This is a genomic window from Burkholderia sp. WP42 (genome assembly GCF_000745665.1).
Lineage (GTDB): Bacteria > Pseudomonadota > Gammaproteobacteria > Burkholderiales > Burkholderiaceae > Burkholderia > Burkholderia vietnamiensis.
Genome location: NZ_JQJT01000006.1, coordinates 346,559 through 370,932, shown reverse-complemented (window position 1 = coordinate 370,932; position 24,374 = coordinate 346,559). Strand labels below are relative to the sequence as shown.

Annotated in this window: 21 protein-coding genes; 16 read left to right on the top strand and 5 right to left on the bottom strand. The window is 67.9% G+C overall.

The window, feature by feature from the left end; all coding sequences use genetic code 11:
• Positions 1-274 precede the first annotated feature (274 nt).
• Positions 275-1,117, bottom strand: a complete 843-nt coding sequence (locus EX20_RS03885; protein ID WP_014723635.1) for an EcsC family protein — start codon at positions 1,115-1,117, stop codon at positions 275-277.
• A gap of 104 nt (positions 1,118-1,221) precedes the next feature.
• Here EX20_RS03885 and EX20_RS03880 point away from each other — a divergent pair, with 104 nt between their 5' ends.
• On the top strand, positions 1,222-2,817 hold the full coding sequence (locus EX20_RS03880; protein ID WP_014723634.1) for an MFS transporter: 1,596 nt from the start codon (positions 1,222-1,224) through the stop codon (positions 2,815-2,817).
• A 35-nt stretch (positions 2,818-2,852) separates the two neighbouring features.
• Complete coding sequence (locus EX20_RS03875) at positions 2,853-3,299, top strand: MarR family winged helix-turn-helix transcriptional regulator (RefSeq protein WP_014723633.1); 447 nt, start codon at positions 2,853-2,855, stop codon at positions 3,297-3,299.
• A 106-nt stretch (positions 3,300-3,405) separates the two neighbouring features.
• Here EX20_RS03875 and EX20_RS03870 read toward each other — a convergent pair whose 3' ends face one another.
• Together EX20_RS03870 and EX20_RS03865 are read right to left on the bottom strand one after the other, a co-directional pair.
• Entirely contained in the window at positions 3,406-3,987 is a 582-nt protein-coding gene (locus EX20_RS03870; protein ID WP_011886011.1) for a DJ-1/PfpI family protein, read from the bottom strand.
• 164 nt (positions 3,988-4,151) lie between these two features.
• Positions 4,152-5,432, bottom strand: a complete 1,281-nt coding sequence (locus EX20_RS03865; protein WP_011886010.1) for an amino acid deaminase — start codon at positions 5,430-5,432, stop codon at positions 4,152-4,154.
• A 119-nt stretch (positions 5,433-5,551) separates the two neighbouring features.
• Here EX20_RS03865 and EX20_RS03860 point away from each other — a divergent pair, with 119 nt between their 5' ends.
• The 3 genes from EX20_RS03860 to EX20_RS03850 all read left to right on the top strand — a co-directional run bounded on the left by EX20_RS03860 (position 5,552) and on the right by EX20_RS03850 (position 8,445).
• Positions 5,552-6,490 (top strand): MurR/RpiR family transcriptional regulator, encoded by a 939-nt coding sequence (locus EX20_RS03860; protein WP_014723631.1) that lies wholly within the window; start codon positions 5,552-5,554, stop codon positions 6,488-6,490.
• Between the two features lie 2 nt (positions 6,491-6,492).
• Positions 6,493-7,974, top strand: coding sequence for an N-acyl-D-amino-acid deacylase family protein (locus EX20_RS03855; RefSeq protein ID WP_011886008.1), 1,482 nt, complete (start codon positions 6,493-6,495; stop codon positions 7,972-7,974).
• 84 nt (positions 7,975-8,058) lie between these two features.
• Positions 8,059-8,445, top strand: a complete 387-nt coding sequence (locus EX20_RS03850; RefSeq protein ID WP_011886007.1) for a RidA family protein — start codon at positions 8,059-8,061, stop codon at positions 8,443-8,445.
• A 94-nt stretch (positions 8,446-8,539) separates the two neighbouring features.
• On the opposite strand, the gene queF is transcribed toward EX20_RS03850, so the two are convergent.
• The gene (gene queF, locus EX20_RS03845) at positions 8,540-9,364 is read right to left on the bottom strand and encodes an NADPH-dependent 7-cyano-7-deazaguanine reductase QueF (protein WP_034192704.1); all 825 of its coding nucleotides are present in this window, start codon (positions 9,362-9,364) and stop codon (positions 8,540-8,542) included.
• A 12-nt stretch (positions 9,365-9,376) separates the two neighbouring features.
• On the bottom strand, positions 9,377-10,900 hold the full coding sequence (ilvA, locus tag EX20_RS03840; protein ID WP_014723627.1) for a threonine ammonia-lyase, biosynthetic: 1,524 nt from the start codon (positions 10,898-10,900) through the stop codon (positions 9,377-9,379).
• 599 nt (positions 10,901-11,499) lie between these two features.
• Here ilvA and EX20_RS03835 point away from each other — a divergent pair.
• The 11 genes from EX20_RS03835 to aspS all read left to right on the top strand — a co-directional run bounded on the left by EX20_RS03835 (position 11,500) and on the right by aspS (position 24,330).
• Positions 11,500-15,519, top strand: coding sequence for a DUF3683 domain-containing protein (locus EX20_RS03835; RefSeq protein ID WP_034192703.1), 4,020 nt, complete (start codon positions 11,500-11,502; stop codon positions 15,517-15,519).
• A gap of 65 nt (positions 15,520-15,584) precedes the next feature.
• Positions 15,585-16,028, top strand: coding sequence for an HIT family protein (locus EX20_RS03830; protein ID WP_011886003.1), 444 nt, complete (start codon positions 15,585-15,587; stop codon positions 16,026-16,028).
• Positions 16,025-16,438 (top strand): gamma-butyrobetaine hydroxylase family protein, encoded by a 414-nt coding sequence (locus EX20_RS03825; protein ID WP_011886002.1) that lies wholly within the window; start codon positions 16,025-16,027, stop codon positions 16,436-16,438. The genes EX20_RS03830 and EX20_RS03825 overlap by 4 nt, the downstream gene beginning before the upstream one ends.
• 52 nt (positions 16,439-16,490) lie before the next feature.
• Positions 16,491-17,222, top strand: a complete 732-nt coding sequence (gene ubiE / locus EX20_RS03820; protein ID WP_011886001.1) for a bifunctional demethylmenaquinone methyltransferase/2-methoxy-6-polyprenyl-1,4-benzoquinol methylase UbiE — start codon at positions 16,491-16,493, stop codon at positions 17,220-17,222.
• A 41-nt stretch (positions 17,223-17,263) separates the two neighbouring features.
• Complete coding sequence (locus tag EX20_RS03815) at positions 17,264-18,289, top strand: Tim44 domain-containing protein (RefSeq protein WP_034192702.1); 1,026 nt, start codon at positions 17,264-17,266, stop codon at positions 18,287-18,289.
• Between the two features lie 161 nt (positions 18,290-18,450).
• A complete protein-coding gene (locus tag EX20_RS03810; protein WP_011885999.1) occupies positions 18,451-19,077 on the top strand; it encodes a ubiquinone biosynthesis accessory factor UbiJ in 627 nt (208 codons plus the stop codon).
• A 12-nt stretch (positions 19,078-19,089) separates the two neighbouring features.
• Complete coding sequence (ubiB, locus tag EX20_RS03805) at positions 19,090-20,667, top strand: ubiquinone biosynthesis regulatory protein kinase UbiB (protein WP_011885998.1); 1,578 nt, start codon at positions 19,090-19,092, stop codon at positions 20,665-20,667.
• A 17-nt stretch (positions 20,668-20,684) separates the two neighbouring features.
• Complete coding sequence (locus tag EX20_RS03800; protein WP_034192701.1) at positions 20,685-21,311, top strand: class I SAM-dependent methyltransferase; 627 nt, start codon at positions 20,685-20,687, stop codon at positions 21,309-21,311.
• Between the two features lie 95 nt (positions 21,312-21,406).
• Complete coding sequence (locus EX20_RS03795; RefSeq protein WP_014723622.1) at positions 21,407-21,748, top strand: FmdB family zinc ribbon protein; 342 nt, start codon at positions 21,407-21,409, stop codon at positions 21,746-21,748.
• A 61-nt stretch (positions 21,749-21,809) separates the two neighbouring features.
• Positions 21,810-22,460, top strand: coding sequence for a DUF502 domain-containing protein (locus tag EX20_RS03790; protein ID WP_011885995.1), 651 nt, complete (start codon positions 21,810-21,812; stop codon positions 22,458-22,460).
• 67 nt (positions 22,461-22,527) lie between these two features.
• Positions 22,528-24,330, top strand: coding sequence for an aspartate--tRNA ligase (gene aspS / locus EX20_RS03785; RefSeq protein WP_034192700.1), 1,803 nt, complete (start codon positions 22,528-22,530; stop codon positions 24,328-24,330).
• Positions 24,331-24,374: the final 44 nt, after the last annotated feature.

Here is a 24,374-nt window from a genome sequence, read left to right as displayed (position 1 = left end):
GCGGGTGGCGAGTCGGTCGAGATGACGTGTGGCTCGACAGGCCGCCGCTCGGGCAGATGTAAGCGCCGATCGCGCCGCAGGCGCGCGATGCTCGACCGCCAGTCGGCGAACCGGCGAACCGCCCGAACCGCCCGAACCGCCCGAACCGCCCGAACCGCCCGAACGCCCCAACGCCCAACGCCCAACGCCCAACGCCCAACGCCCAACGCCCAACGCCCAACGCCCAACGCCCAACGCCCAACGCGCCCCCCCGCCTCGCAACCGCCCCCGCTCGTCACCGCGCCGGCGCGCCGTCGATCGCCTGATACGCGGCCCGCACGGCCGCCGCGCCGTACTTGCGCTCGAGCCGGCGCACGGTGAAGTGGCCGTGCGCCATCTGCTGGAAGTGATCGATGAACAGCGTGTTGACGGTCGCGCCGAGCACCGCGCCGATCGCCGGGATCGACTTCGCGGCCATCTGCTCAGTCACCTGCACGGAAAAACGTGACGCGACCGTCTGCACCAGCTTGAACACCGCCGCCGAGCTGTGCGCGGCCACACCTTTCGTCGCGATGTCGGACGACGCCTTCGAGATCGCCTGCGCGAGCGCGCCGCGCAGCACGAAATAGCCGAGATCGGCGTCCTCTTCCCGCTTGTCCGTGTCGCCGCCCATGCCGAGCACGGCCAGGCACTGCAACTGCGTGTCGACCGCCGCGAGATCCTCGCCCTCGCTGCGCGCGATGTCGCACACCGAGCGGAAGATCAGCGTGGTCGTGACCGGCAGCTCGACCGGCAGCGCGAGGAAGCCGAACGCGCCGCCGGCCGCGCCGGTCGTCGCGACCGCGAGCTTGTGCAGCAGGTTGCTCGGCTTGTCGGGCTCGGCATCGGGCGCCGGCGGCTTGCCGAGCGTGCGCAGCGCGATGTTCAGGCACTTGCGCAGCGCGAGCTGCGTCGCATCGTTGATCTTGCCGGTCGCGAACGCCGGCAGCCGCCCGATCATCTTCTCGACCGGCGCACCGAGCACGCTGGTCAGCTTCAACGTCAGCGACGGGCTTTCCAGCACCTGCTTCGCGCGCCGCAGCGCGTCCTGGTCCTGCGGCGACAGCGTCGCCGCAGGCGTGATCGAAATCGGTTCCATCGTTCTCCCTGGCGGCACGCCGCCCATCCCATGCCCGCGTAGATTACTCCGACGTGCTACACTTTCGCGATTGTTTGACACGTCAAAGATTGCATCAACAAAAAATGCCGGTCCATACTGCCGCCCACCATTCCAGCGGGCAACTTCTGCCGTTTCGCGAGTCGCTGCTCGCGATGATCGGGATCTCGTTCGTCACCATGCTCGTCGCGTTCGACCAGACGGTCGTCGGCACCGCGTTGCCGACCATCGTCGCCGAGTTGCGCGGCTTCGACCTGTACGCATGGGTCGCGACGTCGTACCTGCTCAGCTCCGTGATCACCGTGCCGATCTTCGGCCGCCTCGGCGACTATTACGGCCGCAAGCCGTTCGTGATCGTGTCGATCGTCGTGTTCACCGGCGCGTCGGTGTTGTGCGGGATGGCCAACGACATGCTGTACCTCGTGCTGGCGCGCGGCCTGCAAGGGATCGGCGGCGGCATGCTGGTCGGCACCGCGTTCGCGTGCATCCCCGACCTGTTCCCCGATTCGGTCGTGCGGCTGCGCTGGCAGGTGCTGATGAGTTCGGCGTTCGGCATCGCGAACGCGATCGGGCCGTCGCTCGGCGGGTTCCTGACCCAGTCGTTCGGCTGGCGTTCGGTGTTCTACGTGAACCTGCCGATCGGCATCCTGTCGCTGTTCTTCGTGTGGCGCTACCTGCCGCACCTGCGGCACGTCGAGCACGACCGCAGCATGCGGCTCGACTGGCCCGGCGCCTTGCTGATCGCGCTGTCGCTCGGCGCGCTGCAGCTGTTCGTCGAATGGCTGCCGAAATACGGCTTGATGAGCTGGGCGTCGCTGCTGCTGGTGGTCGCGCTCGGCGCGGGCGTGGCGTTGTGGCACTGGGAGAAGCGCTGCGCGCAGCCGATCCTGCCGTTCGACATGTTCGGCAACCGCGCGCTGTCGGCGCTGTTCGTGCTCGCGATGCTCGCCGGCTTCTCGATGTTCTCGCTGCTGTTCTATGCGCCGCTGCTGTTCCAGGGCGGCTTCGGGATGTCGCCGAAGGCGGCGGGGCTCGTCATCACGCCGCTCGTCGTGTTCATCACGATCGGCAGCATCATGAACGGGCGCGTCGTCACGCGCATCCGCCATCCGAACGCGATGCTGCACGTCGGCTTCGGGCTGTTCGCGTTCACCTGCGCGGGTGTCGTCGTGTCGACCCACACGACGCCTGGCTGGATGCTCATGGTCTTGATGGTCGCCGGCGGGATCGGGCTCGGCTTCGTGCTGCCGAACCTCACCGTGTTCGCGCAGCAGACCGCCGGTCGCGAGCACCTCGGCATCGCGACCGCGCTCCTGCAATCGCTGCGCATGGTCGGCGGGATGATCGGCACCGCGCTGACCGGCACGCTCGTCAACCAGATGTATTCGAGCGGCGTGCACGATGCGCTGGCCGGCGACCGCGCGCTGCAGTGGCATGCGCAACTCGCCGATCCGCAGATCCTGATCGACCGTGCGGCGCAAGGCCGTCTGGTCGCGGAGCTGACGGCGGCCGGGCATAATGGCGCGCTGCTGCTGGAAGCGGCCCGCGAATCGCTCGTCGGCGCGATTCACCTGGGCGTCGCGATGGCGGCCGTCGTCGCCGTGGTGTCGGTGTGGCAATGCCGCCGCGTGCCGCCGATCGCGCTGCGACGCAAGGTCGAACCGCATGTCGCGGCCGATTGAAACGATTCACCGAATGAACGAGTAGGCATCAGCGCATGGAAGAACCGGACCGCATCGCGATCTTGCAGCAATTCGGACGCACGTATCGCGCGTTCATGAGCGCGTTCGAAACGCACGTCGGGCAGCCGATGCCGCGCTGGCGCATCATGGTGGCGCTGCACACGCTGGACGGCCAGGCGTCGCAGAAGAAGCTCGTCGAGGTGCTGCGCATCGATCCGGGCGCGCTCACGCGCCAGCTGAAATCGCTCGATGCGCTCGGCTGGATCGAGCGCGCGTCCGATGCCCGCGACAACCGGGTGACCAACGTCACGCTGACCGCCGCCGGGCGGGCGGCGTTCGACGCGTGCCTGCCGCGCCGCAAGGCGTTCCTCGACCGCACCGTCGCGCAGTTGCCGGACGACGTGCTGACCGCGCTGTCGGGCGCGCTGGCGATGCTGGAGTCGCGGATCGCGGAGGTCGGCTCGACGCCGTCTCCGCACTGAAGGGCGGCGACCGGCGCGGCGCGGCGGGCCCGAGAGCCCACCGCCCGGCGCCGGCCGGCGCTCGTCACATCACTTCATTTCCGTTCTACGGGCACGACGACTTCGCTCACAGCTCGATGCGCGTGCCGAGCAATGCGAGGAACTGCGCGAGCCATGCCGGATGCGCGGGCCACGCGGGCGCGGTGACGAACGGCGCGTCGGTCACGGCCGCATCGACCGGGATGTCCGCATATTCGCCGCCGGCGAGCTTCACTTCCGGCGCGCAGGCCGGGTAGGCCGAGATGCGCTTGCCGCGGATCACGTCGGCGGCCGCCAGCAGCTGCGCCGCATGGCAGATCGCGGCGATCGGCTTGCCGGCCTGCGCGAACGCGCGCACCAGCGCGATCACCTTCGCATCGAGACGCAGATATTCCGGCGCGCGGCCGCCGGCGATCGCGAGCGCGTCGTAGCTCGACGCGTCGACGTCGTCGAAGCTCGCGTTCAGCGTGAAATAGTGGCCGGGCTTTTCGGTGTAGGTCTGGTCGCCTTCGAAATCGTGGATCGCGGTCTTGACCTTGTCGCCGGCGCGCTTGCCGGGGCACACGGCGTCGACGCGATGGCCGACGGCCTGCAGTGCCTGGAACGGCACCATCGTTTCGTAGTCTTCGGCGAAATCGCCGGTCAGGAACAGGATCTTCTTCGCGGCCATGGCACTCTCCATTCAACGGTGTTGAAGGGCCGTTCGCGCGGCGAGCGGCGCACGGCCGCCGCGGCGGCGATGCGGCCCCGAGGACGAACGCGCAGTGTACTCCGCCCGCTCGAAGCGTGCGTGACGGCCGCCCGCGGCGGGCGGCGCCACGCGCGGACGGCGTGTCAGAAGAACGTTTCGACGACTTCCGTCACGCGGTACTGCGGATCGACGACGAGCAACTGCCGCCATTTGTCGAACGTGAGGCACGGGTGCGAGATGTCGAACGCGACCATGTCGCCGACCTTCACATCCGCGCCCGGCGGGATCTGCAGATACGCGTGCTGGTCCATCATCCCCGTCACGGCCCAGCCTTCGGTGGCGGCCAGCTCGCGCGGCGCGCTGTCGCGGCCGGGGCGGAAATGGCGCGCCGGCTCCGGCATGCCCGCGTCGAACGCCGCGTCGCGCTTGCCGAGCGCGACGATCGCGCGGTCCGGTTCCGGCACCGACTGCACGTACGCCCACAGCTGCAGCGCCGGCAGCAGCCCTTCGCCCATCCTGCGTGCGATCGGATTGCGCGCGAACACGTCCGCTTGCGCCTTCCTGTAGATGCCGACGTCATGCGTCAGATAGCAGCCCGGACGCAGCACGATCTCGGCGAAACCGGCGTCGGACGCCTTCGCGAATTCCTCCGCGACCACGTCGTACCACGCGGAGCCGGCCCCCGACAGGATCGCCGGCGTGCGCGCGAAGCGGCCGGCTTCGGCCAGTTCGCGCGTGAGTGCGACCGCGTGTTGCAGGAACGTGCGGATCTCGCCTTCTTCCTTCAGCACGCCTTCGTAGAGTTCGATGCCGGCCAGCTTCAGCGTGTCCGGATGGCGGGCGATCGCATCGAGCACCGCCTGGCGCTGCGCAGCGTCGCGCACGCCGGCGCGGCCACCCGGCACGCCGAGCTCGAGCAGCACGTTCAGCGTCTTGTTCGCCGCGCCGAAAAAGCGGCCGAGCTGCTCGACGCCGTCGACGGAATCGACGAGGCAGAAGAACTCGAATTCGGGATCGGACAGCAGCCCCGCGATGAGGGTCATGTTCTGGCGGCCGACCAGCTGGTTCGCCAGCAGCACGCGCCGCACGCCGCCGTGATACGCGGCCTGCGTCTGGTGCGCGGTCGCGAGCGTGATGCCCCACGCGCCGGCCGCGAGCTGGCGGCGGAACAGCTGCGGCGCCATCGTCGTCTTGCCGTGCGGCGCGAACTGCGCGCCGTACTGCTGGACGAACGCCTGCATCCAGTTCAGGTTGTGTTCGATCCGGTCGGCGTACAGCACGGCCGCGGGCAGGCTGACGTCCTCGGCGAGCAGGTTCCACTCGAGGCGGCCCGCTTCGTCGAGCGGCACGCTCGCGCTCGGCACGTTGCCGAGGCCCTTGCCCAGCGGATCTATTTTCGGCTCCTGATAGTTTGTAACTTTCATGTCGTCCCGCTCCATCATCACTATGCATTGCATCGAAGTTGACATGCCGATGGTACCGAAAGTAGCATCGGCGCGGTGATGTTATTTAGTAACACGACGCGCGCCAGCGCTTTTCACCGATGAATTCCCCCGTCTCGCGGGCCGCGTCACGCGCGGCCGCCCAGTCATCCGCGCAGCTTGCGCAGCCGGCCGTCGACATCGTCGCACGCATCACCGAATGCGCGCCCGAACTGCGCGACGCCGAGCGCAAGGTCGCCGCGTTCATCCTCGCCGATCTGGCGCGCGCCGCGCATGCCAGCATCGGCGCGCTCGCGCGCGATGCGCAGGTGAGCGTCGCGACGGTCACGCGGTTCGCGAAGGCCGTCGGCTGCCGCGACGTGCGCGAGCTGAAGGTGCTCGTCGCGCAGGCGGCGGCGGTGGGCCGGCGGTTTCTGGCGCCGTCCGACCAGCCGCACGCCGACGATACGAGCCCGGCATCGGTGGTCTACGACGAGATCTGCGTCGCGCTCGCGCACAACCACCAGCTGCTGCGCAACACGTCGTTCGACGCGGCGGCCGACCTGCTCGCCGGCGCGCAGATGATCTACGTGTACGGGCAGGGCGGCGGCTCGACCGCGCTCGCCGACGAGCTGCGCTTTCGCCTCGTGCGCTTCGGCCGGCCGGTCGCGAGCTACCAGGACAGCCTGCTGCAGCGGATGGTGTCGGCGACGCTGTCGCGCGACGCCGTGGTCGTCGCGCTGTCGGTGAGCGGGCGCGTGCCGGAGCTGCTCGACAGCTGCCGCGTCGCGAAGCGCTACGGCGCGACGCTGATCGCGATCACCGCGCCGGCTTCGCCGCTCGCGAAGCTCGCCGATCACCTGATCCCGGTGGTCGCGTTCGAAACCGATTTCATCTACAAGCCGTCGACGTCGCGCTACGCGATGATGATGGCGATCGACGTGCTCGTGACCGGCGTCGCGCTGCGGCTCGGCGATGCGGGCCGCGAATCGCTGCGCCGCATCAAGCATGCGCTCGACGCGCATCGCGGCGGCGGAGATCGTCAACCGGTAGGAGACTGACCATGCATTCGCATCCCGAAGCCGCCGATACGCTGATCGTCGGCGCGCAGCTGTACGACGGCACGGGCGCGCCGCCCGTCACGCGCGACGTCGCGATCCGCAACGGCGCGATCGCGGCGATCGGCAACCTGTCGAACTGGCTCGCCGAGAGCGTCGTCGATGCGAACGGCCGCGCGCTCGCGCCCGGTTTCGTCGACGTGCACACGCATGACGACACGCACGTGATCCGCGCGCCGCAGATGCTGCCGAAGATCTCGCAGGGCGTGACGACCGTGATCGTCGGCAATTGCGGGATCAGCGCGTCGCCGGTCACGCTCGCCGGCGACCCGCCCGATCCGATGAACCTGCTCGGCGAGCGCGACGCGTTCCGCTACCCGACCTTCGCCGCCTATGTCGCGGCGGTGAACGAAGCGCGCCCGGCGGTCAACGTCGCGGCGCTCGTCGGGCACACGGCGCTGCGCAACAACCAGATGGACCGGCTCGACCGCGCGGCGACCGACGGCGAAATCGCCGCGATGCGCGCGCAGCTCGACGAGGCGCTCCAGAACGGCGCGCTCGGTTTGTCGTCGGGCCTCGCCTACGGCTCCGCGTTCGCGGCGCCGACCGAGGAAGTGATGGCGCTCGCGGAGCCGCTCGCGAAGGCGGGCGCGCTGTATACGACGCACATGCGCACCGAGTTCGACGCGATCCTCGATGCGATGGACGAGGCGTACCGGGTCGGGCGGCACGCGCAGGTGCCCGTCGTGATCTCGCATCTGAAGTGCGCGGGGCCGTCGAACTGGGGGCGCAGCACCGAGGTGCTCGCGTCGCTCGACGGCGTGCGCCGCCTTCAGCCGGTCGGCTGCGACTGCTATCCGTACAGCCGCAGCTCGTCGACGCTCGACCTGAAGCAGGTGAGTGGCGACATCGACATCACGATCACGTGGTCGGCGCCGCATCCGGAAGTCGCCGGCAAATTGCTGAAGGCGATCGCGGCCGACTGGGGCGTGACCGAGCAGGAAGCCGCGCAGCGCATCCGTCCGGCCGGCGCCGTGTACCACAACATGTCCGAGGACGACGTGCGGCGCATCCTGTCGCACCCGGCGACGATGGTCGGCTCCGACGGGCTGCCGAACGATCCGCTGCCGCATCCGCGCCTGTGGGGTGCGTTCCCGCGCGTGCTCGGCCACTATGTGCGCGACACGAACCTGCTGCCGCTGGAGGAGGCGATCCGCAAGATGACGTCGCTGTCCGCGCGGCGCTTCGGGCTCGCGCGTCGCGGCGAGGTGCACGTCGGCTACCACGCGGATCTGGTGCTGTTCGATCCGGCCCGCGTGATCGATGCGGCGACCTTCGAGCAGCCGCAGCAGCCGGCGCACGGCATCGACGCGGTGTGGGTGAACGGCGTGCTGACCTACGAGAACGGCCAGCCGACCGGCGCGCGCGCGGGCGGCTTCGTGGCGCGTGGCGAGCGTTCTGCGGCCGCCGCCGATGCGGCTTTCTGAGCGCGGCAGGCAGGTCGAGATTCGGCGTGCGCCGCGAGCGGCGCGCGCCTTCGCAATGAAACGGAACTGAAACGGAGTGAAACGATGAAGCGATATGGCGTGGGCGAAGCGAAGGGGACGGGCGGCCAGGTGATGCCGTTCGCGCGGGCGGTCGAGGCCGACGGCTGGCTGTACGTGTCGGGGCAGACGCCGATGGTGAACGGCGAGGTCGTCGAAGGCGGGATCGTCACGCAGTCGAAGCAGGCGATCGAGAACCTGATCGCGATCCTGAAGGAAGCCGGCTACGGCGTCGAGGACGTCGTGCGCTGCGGCGTGTGGCTCGACGATGCGCGCGATTTCGCGTCGTTCAACAAGGTGTTCGTGTCGTACTTCGGCGCCAACCCGCCGGCCCGTGCGTGCGTGCAGTCGAGCATGGTGATCGACTGCAAGGTCGAAGTGGACTGCATCGCGTACAAGGCGCCGGCGAAGTAACGCGGCCGCGCTGCTGGTCGCAAGGCAAACAGCCCCGCCGGTGCAAACCGGCGGGGCTGTTGCGTTCAGGGCCGCGAGCAGCGGCCGGTGCGCGTCACTGCCGCGCGGTGCGCGCGTTGTCCGGCATCGGCTGGTTGTAGTTGGTGCGGAACGGGTTGATGTCGAGCCCGCCGCGGCGCGTATAGCGCGCATACACCGCGAGCTTCAGCGGTTTGCACGCCTGCAGGATGTCGAGGAAGATGCGCTCGACGCACTGCTCGTGAAAGCCCGTGTGGTTGCGAAACGAGATGATGTAGCGCAACAGCCCCGCGTGATCGATCTGCGGGCCGACGTAGTGGATCTGCACGCTGCCCCAGTCGGGCTGGCCGGTGACCGGGCAGTTCGAGCGCAGCAGGTCGGACACCAGCGTCTCCTCGACCGGCGCTTCGTCGGCGGCGGCCGACAGCAGCGACGGATCGGGCTCGTACACGTCGGTGTCGAGGTCGAGGCGGTCGAGCGACAGCCCGTCGAGCTCCTCCATCTGCAGCTTGCCGAAGTCGTGCGGCGACACCAGCTGCACCGACACGCTCGCGCCGCACGCGGCCGACACGTCGCGCTTGAGCACGTCGCGCACGGCATCGACGGAATCGAACTTCGATTGCGCGAACGAGCCGAGATACAGCTTGAACGACTTCGATTCGACGATGTTCGGCGATTCTGCCGGCACGTAGAAGGTCGCGACCGCGAGCTGGGGCTTGCCGCGCGCGTTCAGCCACGACAGCTCGTACGCATTCCAGATGTCGGTGCCGAAGAACGGCGGCGCGGCCGCGATGCCGAGCTGCTCGCGCGCGCCCGCGCGCGGGATCGGAAACAGCAGCGACGCGTCGTACTGCGCCGCGTAGACGGTGGCCTTGCCGAGCGGGGAATGTTCGGGGTTCATGGCACGCAACCTTTACGACAGGAACAGGCGGTAGGCCGGATTGGCGCTCTCTTCGACGTACGGATAGCCGAGCGCGGCCAGGAAGCGTTCGAACTCGGCGCGATCGGCCTGCGGCACCTGCAGCCCGACCAGGATCGAGCTGTAGTCGGCGCCCTGGTTGCGGTAGTGGAAAAGGCTGATGTTCCAGTCCGGCGCCATCGACGACAGGAACTTCATCAGCGCGCCCGGCCGCTCCGGAAACTCGAAGCGGAACAGACGCTCGTCGAGCGCCAGCGGCGAGCGGCCGCCGACCATGTAGCGGATATGCTCCTTCGACAGCTCGTCGTGCGTCAGGTCGACCGTCTTGAAGCCGTGCGCGTCGAAGTTCGCGGCGATCTCGGCCGACTCGCCGCGCCGGCGGATCTGCACGCCGACGAAGATGTGCGCCGATTTTTCGTCGGCGATCCGGTAGTTGAACTCGGTCACGCTGCGGTCGCCCACCAGCGAGCAGAACCGCTTGAAGCTGCCGCGCTCCTCGGGGATCGTGACCGCGAACACGGCTTCGCGCGCCTCGCCCACTTCCGCGCGTTCGGCCACGAAGCGCATCCGGTCGAAGTTCATGTTCGCGCCGGAGGTGACCGCGACGAGCGTCTGATTCTCGATCCCTTCGCGTTCCACGTAACGCTTGGCGCCGGCGACCGCCAGCGCGCCGGACGGCTCGAGCACGCTGCGCGTGTCCTGGAACACGTCCTTGATCGCCGCGCACAGCGCGTCGGTGTCGACGGTGACGACGCCGTCGAGGAATTCGCTGCACAGCCGGAAGGTCTCCTCGCCGACCAGCTTCACCGCGGTGCCGTCGGCGAACAGCCCGACTTCGCTGAGCTCGACGCGTTCGCCCTTCTGCAGCGACTGCGCCATCGCGCACGAATCCTCCGCCTGCACGCCGATCACCTTGATCTCGGGCCGCACGGCCTTCACGTACGCGGCGACGCCCGACGCGAGCCCGCCGCCGCCGATCGGCACGAAGATCGCGTGGATCGGCCCCTGATGCTGCCGCAGGACTTCCATCGCGATCGTGCCCTGGCCGGCGATCACGTACGGATCGTCGAACGGATGCACGAACGTGAGGTCGCGCTCCTGCTGCACCTTGAGCGCATGCGCGTACGCATCGCTGTACGACTCGCCTGCCTGGATCACCTCGACGCTCGGGCCGCCGTGCGCGCGCACTGCGTCGACCTTCACCTGCGGCGTCGTGACCGGCACGACGATCACCGCCTTCACGCCCATGCGCGCCGCCGAGAACGCGACGCCCTGCGCATGGTTGCCGGCGGACGCGGTGATCACGCCGCGCGTGAGCGCGTCGGCCGGAATGTGCGCCATCTTGTTGTACGCGCCACGCAGCTTGAACGAGAACACCGGCTGGTTGTCCTCGCGCTTCAGGTAAATGGGGTTGCGCAGCCGTGTCGACAGGTTGCGGGCCGGTTCGAGTTCCGTCTCGCGTGCGACGTCGTAGACGCGCGCGGTGAGGATTTTCTTCAGGTAGTCGTGGGATGCCATGGGCGCTCGCGGGCAGTGCGAAAAGCAGAGGGTAAAGGATCAATGATAGCGCCAAGGGTCCGCCTGCACGCAAGCGACGTGCCGGCGGCAGGTTCGCCGCGCGGCGCGCACGACGCCGTTTGCGGTTAGCCATGCCGTGCTTGCCGGGTCAACTGCGCGGCTAAACCGCGGTTTAACCGCGCGGTTACCGACCGGCCGGACGGCGAATGCCGGCGCGAAGCGGCGTCGAGCCAGGCCTGGCGCGGCTTGCGGCGAAAGCCCCACGACCTGTCCGGCGTGCCACGGACGGCCCGATCATGGGTTAGAATTCCGTTTTGAATCAAGGATCGGAAGATGCAGAGGCACCCTCGGATCGCCCCGTTGAAGCCGACGCCGCGCGCTGCCAGCCCCGCGGCGCAGCGGCATGCGCGCCGCGCGCGATCGTGCTGATGGCGCCGAGTGCCGCCAGGCCCTGCCGGCCCGGATCGGTGAGTCTCCACCCGTTCCGGCCCCATGCGAGATAGTCGCGCGCCTGGCACCAGAACAGATTTCCCCAAGATTGCGCCCACGCGCTTGCCGACGCCCGTGCACGGTGTATCGGCCCTCCGAGTCGTCCGAACATGAACGCACCACAAGTTTTCGATCCGCATGGCGCGGCCGCCGCCGTCGCCGCCGACCCCGCGCCCCGTCTGCGCGAGATTCCCTACAACTACACGTCGTTCTCCGACCGCGAGATCGTGATCCGCCTGCTCGGCGAGGACGCGTGGTCGGTGCTCGACGAGCTGCGCGCCGAACGCCGCACGGGCCGGTCGGCACGGATGCTGTACGAAGTGCTCGGCGACATCTGGGTCGTGCGCCGCAACCCGTACCTGCAGGACGACCTGCTCGACAACCCGAAGCGCCGCGCCTTGCTGATCGAGGCGCTGAACCACCGGCTGACCGAGATCGGCAAGCGCCGCCGGGCCGACCTCACCGAGCATCGTGACGACGCCGGCCGCGAGCGCGCCGGCCGCGTCGAGATGCTCGAGGCCGCCGCGCAGCGCGCGGTCGACGAGTTTGCCGACGAATTCGACAAGATGGCCGACCTGCGCCGCCGCGCGACCAAGGCGCTCGGCCGCTGCACGCAGAAGGACAACATCCGCTTCGACGGGCTGTCGCGCGTGTCGCACGTGACCGATGCGACCGACTGGCGCGTCGAGTACCCGTTCGTCGTATTGACGCCCGACACCGAAGCCGAGATCGCGGCGCTCATCAAGGCCTGCTTCGAGCTCGGCCTGACCGTGATTCCGCGCGGCGGCGGCACCGGCTACACGGGCGGCGCGGTGCCGCTCACGCCGTTCTCCGCGGTGATCAACACCGAGAAGCTCGAGCAGCTCGGCGCGGTCGAGTTGACCGAGCTGCCGGGCGTCGCGCACAAGGTGCCGACGATCTTCTCCGGCGCGGGCGTCGTCACGCGCCGCGTGACCGAGGCGGCCGAAGCGGCGGGCTACGTGTTCGCGGTCGACCCCACGTCGCTCGACGCATCGTGCATCGGCGGCAACGTCGCGATGAACGCGGGCGGCAAGAAGGCGGTGCTGTGGGGCACCGCGCTCGACAACCTCGCCTGGTGGCGGATGGTCGACCCGGACGGCAACTGGCTCGAAGTCACGCGCCACGAGCACAACCAGGGCAAGATCCACGACATCGCGGTCGCGCGCTTCGAGCTGAAGTGGTTCGACGGCGCGTACGCGCCGGGCGAGAAGCTGCTGCGCACCGAAATGCTCGAGATCGAGGGCCGGCGCTTCCGCAAGGAAGGGCTCGGCAAGGACGTGACCGACAAGTTCCTCGCCGGCCTGCCGGGCGTGCAGAAGGAAGGCTGCGACGGGCTGATTACGTCCGCGCGCTGGGTGCTGCACAAGATGCCCGCGCACACGCGTACCGTCTGCCTCGAATTCTTCGGCCAGGCGCGCGAGGCGATCCCGAGCATCGTCGAGATCAAGGACTACCTGTTCGAGACGTCGAAGCAGGGCGGCGCGATCCTCGCGGGCCTCGAGCACCTCGACGAGCGCTATCTGCGCGCGGTCGGCTACGCGACCAAGAGCAAGCGCAACGTGTTCCCGAAGATGGTGCTGATCGGCGACATCGTCGGCGACGACGCCGATGCGGTCGCGCAGGCGACCTCCGAAGTGATCCGGATGGCCAACGGCAAGAGCGGCGAAGGCTTCGTCGCGGTCAGCGCCGAGGCGCGCAAGCGCTTCTGGCTCGACCGCAGCCGCACGGCCGCGATCGCGAAGCACACCAACGCGTTCAAGATCAACGAGGACGTCGTCATTCCGCTGAACCGGATGGGCGAATACACCGACGGCATCGAGCGGATCAACATCGAGCTGTCGTTGAAGAACAAGCTGCAACTCGTCGACGCGCTCGAGGCGTTCTTCCGCGGTGGCAACCTGCCGCTCGGCAAGACCGACGACGCGAACGAGATCCCCAGCGCCGAACTGCTGGAAGACCGCGTGCAGCAGGCGCTGGAGCTGCTCAAGCGCGTGCGTGCGCGCTGGGAGTTCGTGCGCGACCGGCTCGACCAGCCGCTGCGCGAGGCGCAGCACTACCTGGTGCAGCTCGGCTACGAGGCGCTCGCCGAGAAGTTCGCCGATCGCGCCGACGAGCAGCCGGGCGCGAGCGTGTTCCACGTCACGCAGGACCGCACGATCCGCATCTCGTGGAAGCAGGAGATCCGCGCGGAGCTGCGCGCGATCTTCAACGGCGGCGCGTTCAAGCCGATCCTCGACGAAGCGCAGGCGATCCACAAGCGCGTGCTGCGCGGCCGCGTGTTCGTCGCGCTGCACATGCACGCGGGCGACGGCAACGTCCACACCAACATCCCGGTCAACTCCGACAACTACGAGATGCTGCAGGACGCGCATGCGGCCGTCGCGCGCATCATGACGCTCGCGCGCTCGCTCGACGGCGTGATCTCCGGCGAACACGGGATCGGCATCACGAAGCTCGAGTTCCTGACCGACGACGAGATCGCCGAATTCCGCGCGTACAAGCAGCGCGTCGACCCGAACGGCCGCTTCAACAAGGGCAAGCTGCTCGACGGCGCGGATCTGCGCAACGCTTATACGCCGAGCTTCGGGCTGATGGGTTACGAGTCGCTGATCATGCAGCAGTCCGACATCGGCGCGATCGCCGATTCGGTGAAGGACTGCCTGCGCTGCGGCAAGTGCAAGCCGGTGTGCGCGACCCACGTGCCGCGCGCCAATCTTCTGTACAGCCCGCGCAACAAGATCCTCGCGACGTCGCTGCTGGTCGAGGCGTTCCTGTACGAGGAGCAGACGCGCCGCGGCGTATCGATCAAGCACTGGGACGAGTTCAACGACGTGGCCGACCACTGCACGGTGTGCCACAAGTGCGCGACGCCGTGCCCAGTGAAGATCGACTTCGGCGACGTCACGATGAACATGCGCAACCTGTTGCGCAAAATGGGCAAGAAGAAGTTCAACGCCGGCAATGCGGCGGGGATGTTCTTCCTGAACGCCACCAATCCGCAGACGATCAACGCGGCGCGCACCGTGATGATGGGCGTCGGCTACAAGGTGCAGCGCTTCGCCAACGACATGCTGAAGAAGGTCGTCACGAAGCAGACGCAGCATCCGCCGGCGACGACCGGCCGGCCGCCGGTGGTCGAGCAGGTGATCCACTTCGTCAACAAGAAGATGCCGGGCAACCTGCCGAAGAAGACGGCGCGTGCGCTGCTCGACATCGAGGACAACAAGATCGTGCCGATCATCCGCAACCCGAAGTCGACGACCGTCGATTCGGAAGCGGTGTTCTACTTCCCCGGCTGCGGCTCCGAGCGCCTGTTCTCGCAGGTCGGCCTCGCGACGCAGGCGATGCTGTGGGAAGCGGGCGTGCAGACGGTCCTGCCGCCGGGCTACCTGTGCTGCGGCTATCCGCAGCGCGGCTCGGGCCAGTACGACAAGGCCGAGAAGATCGTCACCGACAATCGCGTGCTGTTCCACCGCGTCGCGAACACGCTGAACTACCTCGACATCAAGACGGTGGTCGTGTCGTGCGGCACCTGCTACGACCAGCTCGCCGGCTATGAATTCGACAAGATCTTCCCCGGCTGCCGGATCATCGACATCCACGAGTTCCTGCTCGAGAAGGGGATGAAGCTCGACGGCGTGACGGGCACGCGCTACATGTATCACGACCCGTGCCACACGCCGATCAAGACGATGGACCCGGTCAAGCTCGTCAACGAGCTGATGGGCGCGGAGAAGGACGGCTACCGGATCGAGAAGAACGACCGCTGCTGCGGCGAGTCGGGCACGCTGGCCGTCACGCGTCCGGACGTGTCGACGCAGGTGCGCTTCCGCAAGGAAGAGGAGATCCGCAAGGGCGCGGCGAAGCTGCGCGGCATTCCCGTCATGGCCGACGGCGCGCCGGCGCCGGCGGCCGCGAGCGGCCCGGACGTGAAGATCCTGACGAGCTGCCCGTCGTGCCTGCAGGGCCTGTCGCGCTACAACGAGGACGCGAACCTCGAGGCCGACTACATCGTCGTCGAAATCGCGCGCCAGGTGCTCGGCGAGAACTGGATGGCCGATTATGTCGCACGTGCGAACAATGGCGGGATCGAGCGCGTACTGGTCTAATGCGGGCATGCAACGAGAGCGGGCGCCGGCGTTGACGAGCCGGCGCCCGTGCACAGGGAGCGACGATGGAATGCGTGTTTTGCCGTGAAGACGGCGGCGAGGTGCTCTGGCAGGACGACGTGCTGCGGGTCGTCCTCGCGACGGCCGAGCACGACTACCCGGGCTTCTGCCGCGTGATCTGGCGCGCGCACGTGGCCGAGTTCTCCGATCTCGGCGAGCCCGAGCGGGCACATCTGATGCGCATCGTGTATGCAGTGGAGCGCGCGGTGCGCCGCGTGATGCAGCCGAACAAGGTGAACCTCGCGAGCCTCGGCAACATGGTGCCGCACGTGCACTGGCACGTGATCCCGCGCTTCTCGAACGACGCGCACTTTCCGCAGCCGGTGTGGGCGCCGCGGCAGCGCAGCGTGTCCGAGGCGTTGCTGCGCGCGCGCGCGGCCCAGGCGTCGCTGCTGCACAATGCGGTGCGCGAAGAAATTCAACGAACCCCCGATTCGAGGCAGGCATGAGCGGTTTGACTTCCACGACGCCGATTCCGTCCGGCGTCGTCGTGCACGCGGTGTCGCGCGTGCTCGAATTGCAGTACCCGAACGGCGAGAGCTACCGGATTCCGTTCGAGCTGATGCGCGTCTATTCGCCGTCGGCCGAGGTGCGCGGCCACGGGCCCGGCCAGGAGACGCTGCAGACCGGCAAGCGCGAGGTGACCATCACCGCGCTCGAGGGCGTGGGCAACTACGCGCTGCAGCCGACCTTCTCCGACGGCCATTCGACCGGCATCTATTCGTGGGATCTGCTGTATGAACTGGCGACGCAGCAGGATGCGCTGTGGCGCGACTATTTCGACAAACTGAAGGCGGCGGGCGTCGAGCGCGATGCGCCGATGCAGGCGGCCCCCGCGCCGCACGGCCACTGCCACTGAAATCGACGGCGCCCGCTCGGCGCCGTCTTGCCATTTACTGAGGATCAACGCGATGAGCAAAACCCACTTCGGCTTCGAAAGCGTCGAGGAAACCGAAAAAGCGAAGAAAGTGGCGGGCGTGTTCCATTCGGTCGCGAGCAACTACGATCTGATGAACGACCTGATGTCGGCCGGCATGCACCGCGCGTGGAAGGCGTTCACGATCGCGCAGGCGAACGTCCGCCCCGGCTTCAAGGTGCTCGACATCGCGGCCGGCACCGGCGACCTGACCCGCGCATTCGCGAAGGCGGCCGGCCCGACGGGCGAAGTCTGGCACACCGACATCAACGAATCGATGCTGCGCGTGGGCCGCGACCGGCTGCTCGACAAGGGCGTCGTGACGCCGTCGCTGCTGTGCGATGCGGAAAAGCTGCCGTTCCCGAACAACTACTTCGACGTCGTCACCGTCGCGTTCGGGCTGCGCAACATGACGCACAAGGACGCCGCCCTCGCCGAGATGCGCCGCGTCGCGAAGCCCGGCGGCCGCGTGATGGTGCTGGAATTCTCGAAAGTGTGGGAGCCGCTGAAAAAGGCCTACGATCTTTATTCTTTCAAAGTATTACCGTGGCTTGGCGACAGGTTCGCGAAAGATGCCGACAGTTATCGGTATCTTGCTGAATCTATCCGGATGCATCCCGATCAGGACACCCTCAAGACGATGATGGAACAAGCGGGTCTCGACGCCGTCAAATATTACAATTTGTCAGGTGGCGTGGTAGCTTTACACGTAGGATCCAAGTACTAAAGGGTTCTATCCCTACATTCGTCTTACATCTGGAGAAGCTGATGTCCGAGTCGCGTTCGTTGTTCAACCGTAGCAAGCCGTCGAAGCCGTGGGCTCGACGGGTCGGCGCGCTGCTGATGGTCGGCCTGCTCACGGCCGGCACGTTCGCATCGCTCGACGCCGAGGCACGGCGCATGGGCGGCGGGCGCAGCATCGGCCGCCAGAGTTCCACCGTCACGCAGCGTCAGGCCACGCCGCCCGCCCAGCAGCCGATGCAGCAGGCCGCGCCGGCGCAGCGCACCAACCCGGCCGCTCCGGCGCCGGCCGCGCAGCCGAACCGCTCGCGCTGGCTCGGGCCGATCGCCGGTCTCGCGGCCGGCCTCGGCATCGCGGCGCTGCTGTCGCACTTCGGCCTCGGCGGCGCGTTCGCGAGCATGATGGCGAACGTCATCGTGATCGCGCTGCTCGCGATGGTCGGCATCTGGCTGATCCGCAAGTTCATGAACCGTCGCCGCCCGCACGAGCCGGCGTATTCGGCCGGCGGCTCGGCGTCGTCGGCGGGCGGCTATGCGCAGGGTTCGTCGTTCCAGCAGGGCAGCGGCGGCAACTACGCGGGCAGCGGCAGCAGCTATGCGAACGAAGCGCAAAGCGTGTTCGGCGGCGGTGCAGCGGCCGCGGGCGCGGCAGGCGCGCTCGGCGCGGCGCCGCTGCAGGTGCCGGCCGGCTTCGACACCGAAGCGTTCCTGCGCAGCGCGAAGGTCTACTTCGTGCGCCTGCAGGCGGCATGGGACCAGGGCAACATGGCCGACATCCGCGAGTTCACGACGCCCGAAATGTTCGCCGAGATCAAGATCGACCTCGATTCGCGCGGCAACGAAGCGAACCAGACCGACGTCGTGCAGCTCGACGCGGAACTGGTCGCGATCGAGGATCGCGGCATCGAGCAGGCGGCGAGCGTGCGCTTCCATGGGTTGATCCGCGAATCGGCGAACGCGTCGGCGGCGCCGTTCGAAGAGGTGTGGAATCTGTCGAAGTCGGGCGGTCAGGGCTGGCTGCTCGCGGGCATCCAGCAGCTGAACACGCACTGAACGCAGCCGGCGGCCGGCTTGCCGGCTGCTGGCGACGGTCGCCGCAGTGCGGCCGCTTGCCGCCGGCGCGTGCGGTCGAGCGCAGTCTGCCGACGATCCGACGTTACAATAGAAACCCGCGTGGGCGCCCGGCCTGCGCGGGTTTTTTCTTTCCCAGCCCGATGACCTTTGCCGCCAAGCCTTTTGCTGCTGCCGTCAATCACCTGCTCGCGCGCGAATCGTGGGCGCGTGACCGCCTGATCCCTTACGCGGGCAAGACCGCCCGGCTCGTCGTGCCGCCCGTCACGCTGACGCTGCTGGTGCAGCCCGACGGTTATCTGTCCGCGGTCGACGCGCACGATGCGCAGCGCGTCGACGTGTCGATCGCACTCGCCGGCGATACGCTCGCCGCGTTCCTGCAGGGCGGCCAGGCCGCCGTGATGAAGCACGTGAAGATCGAGGGCGACGCGGAGTTCGCGACGCAGATCGCGAAGCTCGCCGAGCACCTGCGCTGGGAGCCTGAGGAAGATCTCGCGAAGCTGGTCGGCGACGCGGCGGCGCACCGGATCGCGACGGTCGTGCGCGACGCCGGCGCACGCGCGCGCCGCACCGGCCGCAACGTGCTCGATTCCGTCGCCGAGTACTGGCTCGACGAGAACCCGCAAGTCGTCCGGCGCACCGCGCTCGGCGGCTTCGACGCCGAACTGGCGCGGGCGCGCGATGCGCTCGCGCGCGTCGAGAAACGGATCGAGCGACTCGAACAAAAAATCGGCGCGCGTGCGGGTTCCAGCCTGCGCGGCGCGCACTGAGGGCCGCAGCGCATGCGCATTTTACGTTTCATCAAGATTGTCTATACCGTCATCCGTTTCGGCCTCGACGAGGTGATGCTGTCCCGGATCGACGACCGACGCGTGAAGCTGCTGCTGCGGATCACGACGATCGGCCGCCGCTATTCGTCGCCGCCCGCGGTGCGGCTGCGTCACGCGCTCGAGAGCCTCGGCCCGATCTTCGTGAAGTTCGGGCAGGTGCTGTCGACGCGCCGCGATCTGCTGTCGGTCGATTTCGCGAACGAACTCGCGAAGCTGCAGGACCAGGTGCCGCCGTTCGACTCGGCGGTCGCGATCGCGATCATCGAAAAGTCGCTCGGCGCGCCGGTCGACGAGCTGTTCGACGAATTCGAGCGCGAGCCGGTCGCGAGCGCGTCGATCGCGCAGGTGCATTTCGCGAAGCTCAAGCAGGGCGTGCACGCGGGCAAGGCCGTCGCGATCAAGGTGCTGCGTCCGAACATGCTGCCGGTGATCGATTCCGATCTGGCGCTGATGCGCGACATCGCGACGTGGGCCGAGCGCATGTGGGCCGACGGGCGGCGCCTGAAGCCGCGCGAGGTCGTCGCCGAGTTCGACAAGTACCTGCATGACGAGCTGGACCTGATGCGCGAAGCCGCGAACGGCAGCCAGCTGCGCCGCAACTTCGCCGGGCTCGACCTGCTGCTGGTGCCCGAGATGTTCTGGGATTTCTCGACGTCGCAGGTGCTCGTGATGGAGCGCATGACCGGCGTGCCGATCAGCCAGGTCGAGACGCTGCGCAGCGCGGGCGTCGACATCAAGAAGCTCGCGCGCGAAGGCGTCGAGATCTTCTTCACGCAGGTGTTCCGCGACGGTTTCTTCCACGCCGACATGCATCCGGGCAACATCCAGGTGAGCCTCGATCCGAACACGTTCGGCCGCTACGTCGCGCTCGATTTCGGGATCGTCGGCGCGCTGTCCGATTTCGACAAGAACTACCTCGCGCAGAACTTCCTCGCATTCTTCAAGCGCGATTACCATCGCGTCGCGACGCTGCACCTCGAATCGGGCTGGGTGCCGCCCGAGACGCGCGTCGAGGAGCTCGAAAGCGCGATCCGCGCGGTGTGCGAGCCGTACTTCGACCGCGCGCTGAAGGACATCTCGCTCGGCCAGGTGCTGATGCGCCTGTTCTCCACGTCGCGCCGGTTCAACGTCGAGATCCAGCCGCAGCTGGTGCTGCTGCAGAAGACGATGCTCAACGTCGAGGGGCTCGGCCGTTCGCTCGACCCCGAGCTCGACCTGTGGAAGACCGCGAAGCCGTATCTCGAGCGCTGGATGACCGAGCAGATCGGTCTGCGCGGCTGGTACGAGCGCTTCAAGGTCGAGGCGCCACAATGGAGCAAGACGCTGCCGCAGCTGCCGCGCCTGATCCACCACGCGCTGGCCGAACGACAAGATGGCACGCGCGCGGCGAGCGACGATCTGATGCGTCAGATCCTCCTCGAGCAGAAGCGCACCAACCGGCTGCTGCAGGCGCTGCTGATCTTCGGTCTGGCCGTCGGCGTCGGCGCGCTCGTCGCGCGCGTGCTGCTCGCGCTCACGTACGGCGCATGACCGACAGGAGCCGAGCGATGTCCAACCCGACCCAACCGCCGCCGCCGAGCGCCGCCGACTTCGCGACGCGCGATCCGGCCAATGCTTCGTTCTGGGACGAGCGCTTCGCGCGCGGCGTGACGCCGTGGGAATTCGGCGGCGTGCCCGCCGGGTTCCGCGCGTTCGCGCAGCGCCGCGCGCCGTGTACGGTGCTGATTCCCGGCTGCGGCAGCGCGCAGGAGGCCGGCTGGCTCGCGCAGGCCGGCTGGCCGGTGCGCGCGATCGATTTCGCCGAGCAGGCTGTCGCCGCCGCGAAGGCGACGCTCGGTGCGCATGCGGACGTCGTCGAGCAGGCGGATTTTTTCGCGTACCAGCCGCCGTTCGTCGTGCAGTGGGTGTACGAGCGCGCGTTCCTGTGCGCGCTGCCGCCGAGCCTGCGCGCCGGCTACGCGGCGCGGATGGCCGAACTGCTGCCGGCCGGCGGATTGCTGGCCGGCTATTTCTTCGTGATGAAGAAGCCGAAGGGGCCGCCGTTCGGCATCGAGCGCGCCGAGCTCGACGCCTTGCTGGCGCCCTCGTTCGAACTGATCGAGGAGCTGCCGGTGACCGATTCGCTGCCCGTGTTCGATGGGCACGAGCGCTGGCTCACGTGGCGCCGTCGCTGAACGCCGCGCGTCGCTGCCGTTGCCGGAGCGCGCCGGGGTTTCGGCTATAATTCAAGGTTTTGCAAGCCGTTTCCAGTTTCTGCGGGAAAAATATCATGCCGATCTACGCCTATCGATGCGAAGCGTGCGGTTTCGCGAAAGACGTGCTCCAGAAGATGAGCGATGCGCCGCTGTCGCAATGCCCCGAATGCGGGAAGGATGCTTTTCGCAAGCAGGTCACCGCCGCCGGCTTCCAGCTGAAGGGTTCCGGCTGGTACGTCACCGATTTCCGCGGTGGCTCGGGCGGCACCAGCGCGCCGGCGTCGACGTCCGGCGAAGCGGGCAGCGCCGCGGGCGGTGCAGCCCCGGCTGCGGCCGCGCCGGCTGCCGCGAGCACCGAAAGCACGACGACGAGCGCCGCGCCGGCCCCGGCCGCGACGCCCGCCGCCGGCACTTGACAGTCGCGGCCCGGCCGGGCCGCGCTCACACCGCGCTCGAGGCGCGGTTCATTGACGGCAGATGATGAAAAAGACGACCCTGAAATCGGTGTTTCTGACCGGCCTGCTGGTCCTCGTCCCGCTTGCGATCACGCTGTGGGTGCTCGGCCTCATCATCGGCACGATGGACCAGACGCTGCTGCTGCTGCCCGAGTCGTGGCAGCCGGAGCGGCTGCTCGGCTTTCACCTGCCGGGCATCGGCGCGGTGCTGACGCTCGCGTTCATCTTCGTCGTCGGGCTGGCCACGCGCAACTTCATCGGCCAGAAGCTCGTCACGTGGTGGAACGCGGTGGTGCGCCACATCCCGGTGGTCGGCCCGATCTACACGAGCGTCAAGCAGGTGTCGGACACGCTGCTGTCGAGCAGCGGCAACGCGTTCCGCAAGGCGCTGTTGATCGAATACCCGCGCCGCGGCTCGTATACGATCGCGTTCCTGACCGGCACGCCGGGCGGCGACGTGGTCAACCATCTGACGGAAGAATTCGTGAGCGTGTACGTGCCCACGACGCCGAACCCGACGTCGGGCTTCTTCCTGATGCTGCCGAAGAGCGAAGTCATCGAACTCGACATGTCGGTCGATGCCGCGCTCAAGTACATCGTCTCGATGGGCGTCGTGGCGCCCCCGGCGCCGGTTCCTGCGCCCGCCCGCCGTCCCGTCGAGCCGCCGCTGTAACCAACGTATCATCGCCCGGGCCGCGCGCTGCGGCGCCCGTTGATCAAACCGAACGAAAGCAAACATCATGTCGATGCGTACTGAATACTGCGGTCTCGTGACCGAACACCTGCTGGGCCAAACCGTGTCGCTGTGCGGCTGGGTGCAGCGCCGCCGCGATCACGGCGGTGTGATCTTCATCGACCTGCGCGATCGTGAAGGCCTCGTGCAGGTGGTCTGCGACCCGGATCGCGCGGAAATGTTCGCGACCGCCGAAGGCGTGCGCAACGAGTTCTGCGTGCAGATCAAGGGGCTGGTGCGCAACCGTCCGGAAGGCACGGTCAACGCGGGGCTGAAGAGCGGCAAGATCGAAGTGCTGTGCCACGAGCTGATCGTGCTGAACGCGTCGGTCACGCCGCCGTTCCAGCTCGACGACGACAACCTGTCGGAAACGACGCGCCTCACGCACCGCGTGCTCGACCTGCGCCGCCCGCAGATGCAGCACAACCTGCGCCTGCGCTACCGCGTCGCGATCGAAGCGCGCAAGTACCTCGACGAGCAGGGCTTCATCGACATCGAAACGCCGATGCTCACGAAGAGCACGCCGGAAGGCGCGCGCGACTACCTGGTGCCGTCGCGCGTGAACGCGGGCCAGTTCTTCGCGCTGCCGCAGTCGCCGCAGCTGTTCAAGCAGCTGCTGATGGTCGCGAACTTCGACCGTTACTACCAGATCACCAAGTGCTTCCGCGACGAGGACCTGCGCGCCGACCGTCAGCCGGAATTCACGCAGATCGACTGCGAAACCTCGTTCCTCGGCGAGCAGGAAATCCGCGATCTGTTCGAAGACATGATCCGTCACATCTTCAAGACGACGATCGACGTCGAGCTCGACGCAAAATTCCCGGTGATGCCGTACTCGGAAGCGATGGCGCGTTTCGGCTCGGACAAGCCGGACCTGCGCGTGAAGCTCGAATTCACCGAGCTGACCGACGCGATGAAGGACGTCGACTTCAAGGTGTTCAGCACGCCGGCCAATGCGAAGGACGGCCGTGTCGCGGCGCTGCGCGTGCCGAAGGGCGGCGAGCTGTCGCGCGGCGACATCGACGGCTACACGGAATTCGTGCGCATCTACGGCGCGAAGGGCCTCGCGTGGATCAAGGTCAATGAGAAGGCGAAGGGCCGCGACGGCCTGCAAAGCCCGATCGTCAAGAACCTGCACGACGCGTCGATCGCGGCGATCCTCGAGCGCACCGGCGCTGAAGACGGCGACATCATCTTCTTCGCGGCCGACCGCGCGAAGGTCGTGAACGACAGCCTCGGCGCGCTGCGCCTGAAGATCGGCCATTCGGAGTTCGGCAAGGCGAACGGTCTCGTTGAGGCCGGCTGGAAGCCGCTGTGGGTCGTCGACTTCCCGATGTTCGAATACGACGACGAAGACGCGCGCTACGTCGCCGCTCACCACCCGTTCACGAGCCCGAAGGACGAGCACCTCGAGTACCTCGAGACCGATCCGGGCCGTTGCCTTGCGAAGGCGTACGACATGGTGCTGAACGGCTGGGAAATCGGCGGCGGCTCGGTGCGGATCCACCGCGAGGAAGTGCAGAGCAAGGTGTTCCGCGCGCTGAAGATCGGTGCGGAAGAAGCGCAGGCGAAGTTCGGCTTCCTGCTCGACGCGCTGCAATACGGCGCGCCGCCGCACGGCGGTATCGCGTTCGGTCTCGACCGCATCGTCACGATGATGGCCGGCGCCGACTCGATCCGCGACGTGATCGCGTTCCCGAAGACGCAGCGCGCGCAGGATCTGCTCACGCAGGCGCCGAGCCCGGTCGACGAGCGCCAGCTGCGCGAGCTGCACATCCGCCTGCGCCAGCCGGAACAGCCGAAGGCGTAAGTTCGCAGTCATGCGTGTGCGCGGCGACGCGCACACGCGCACCC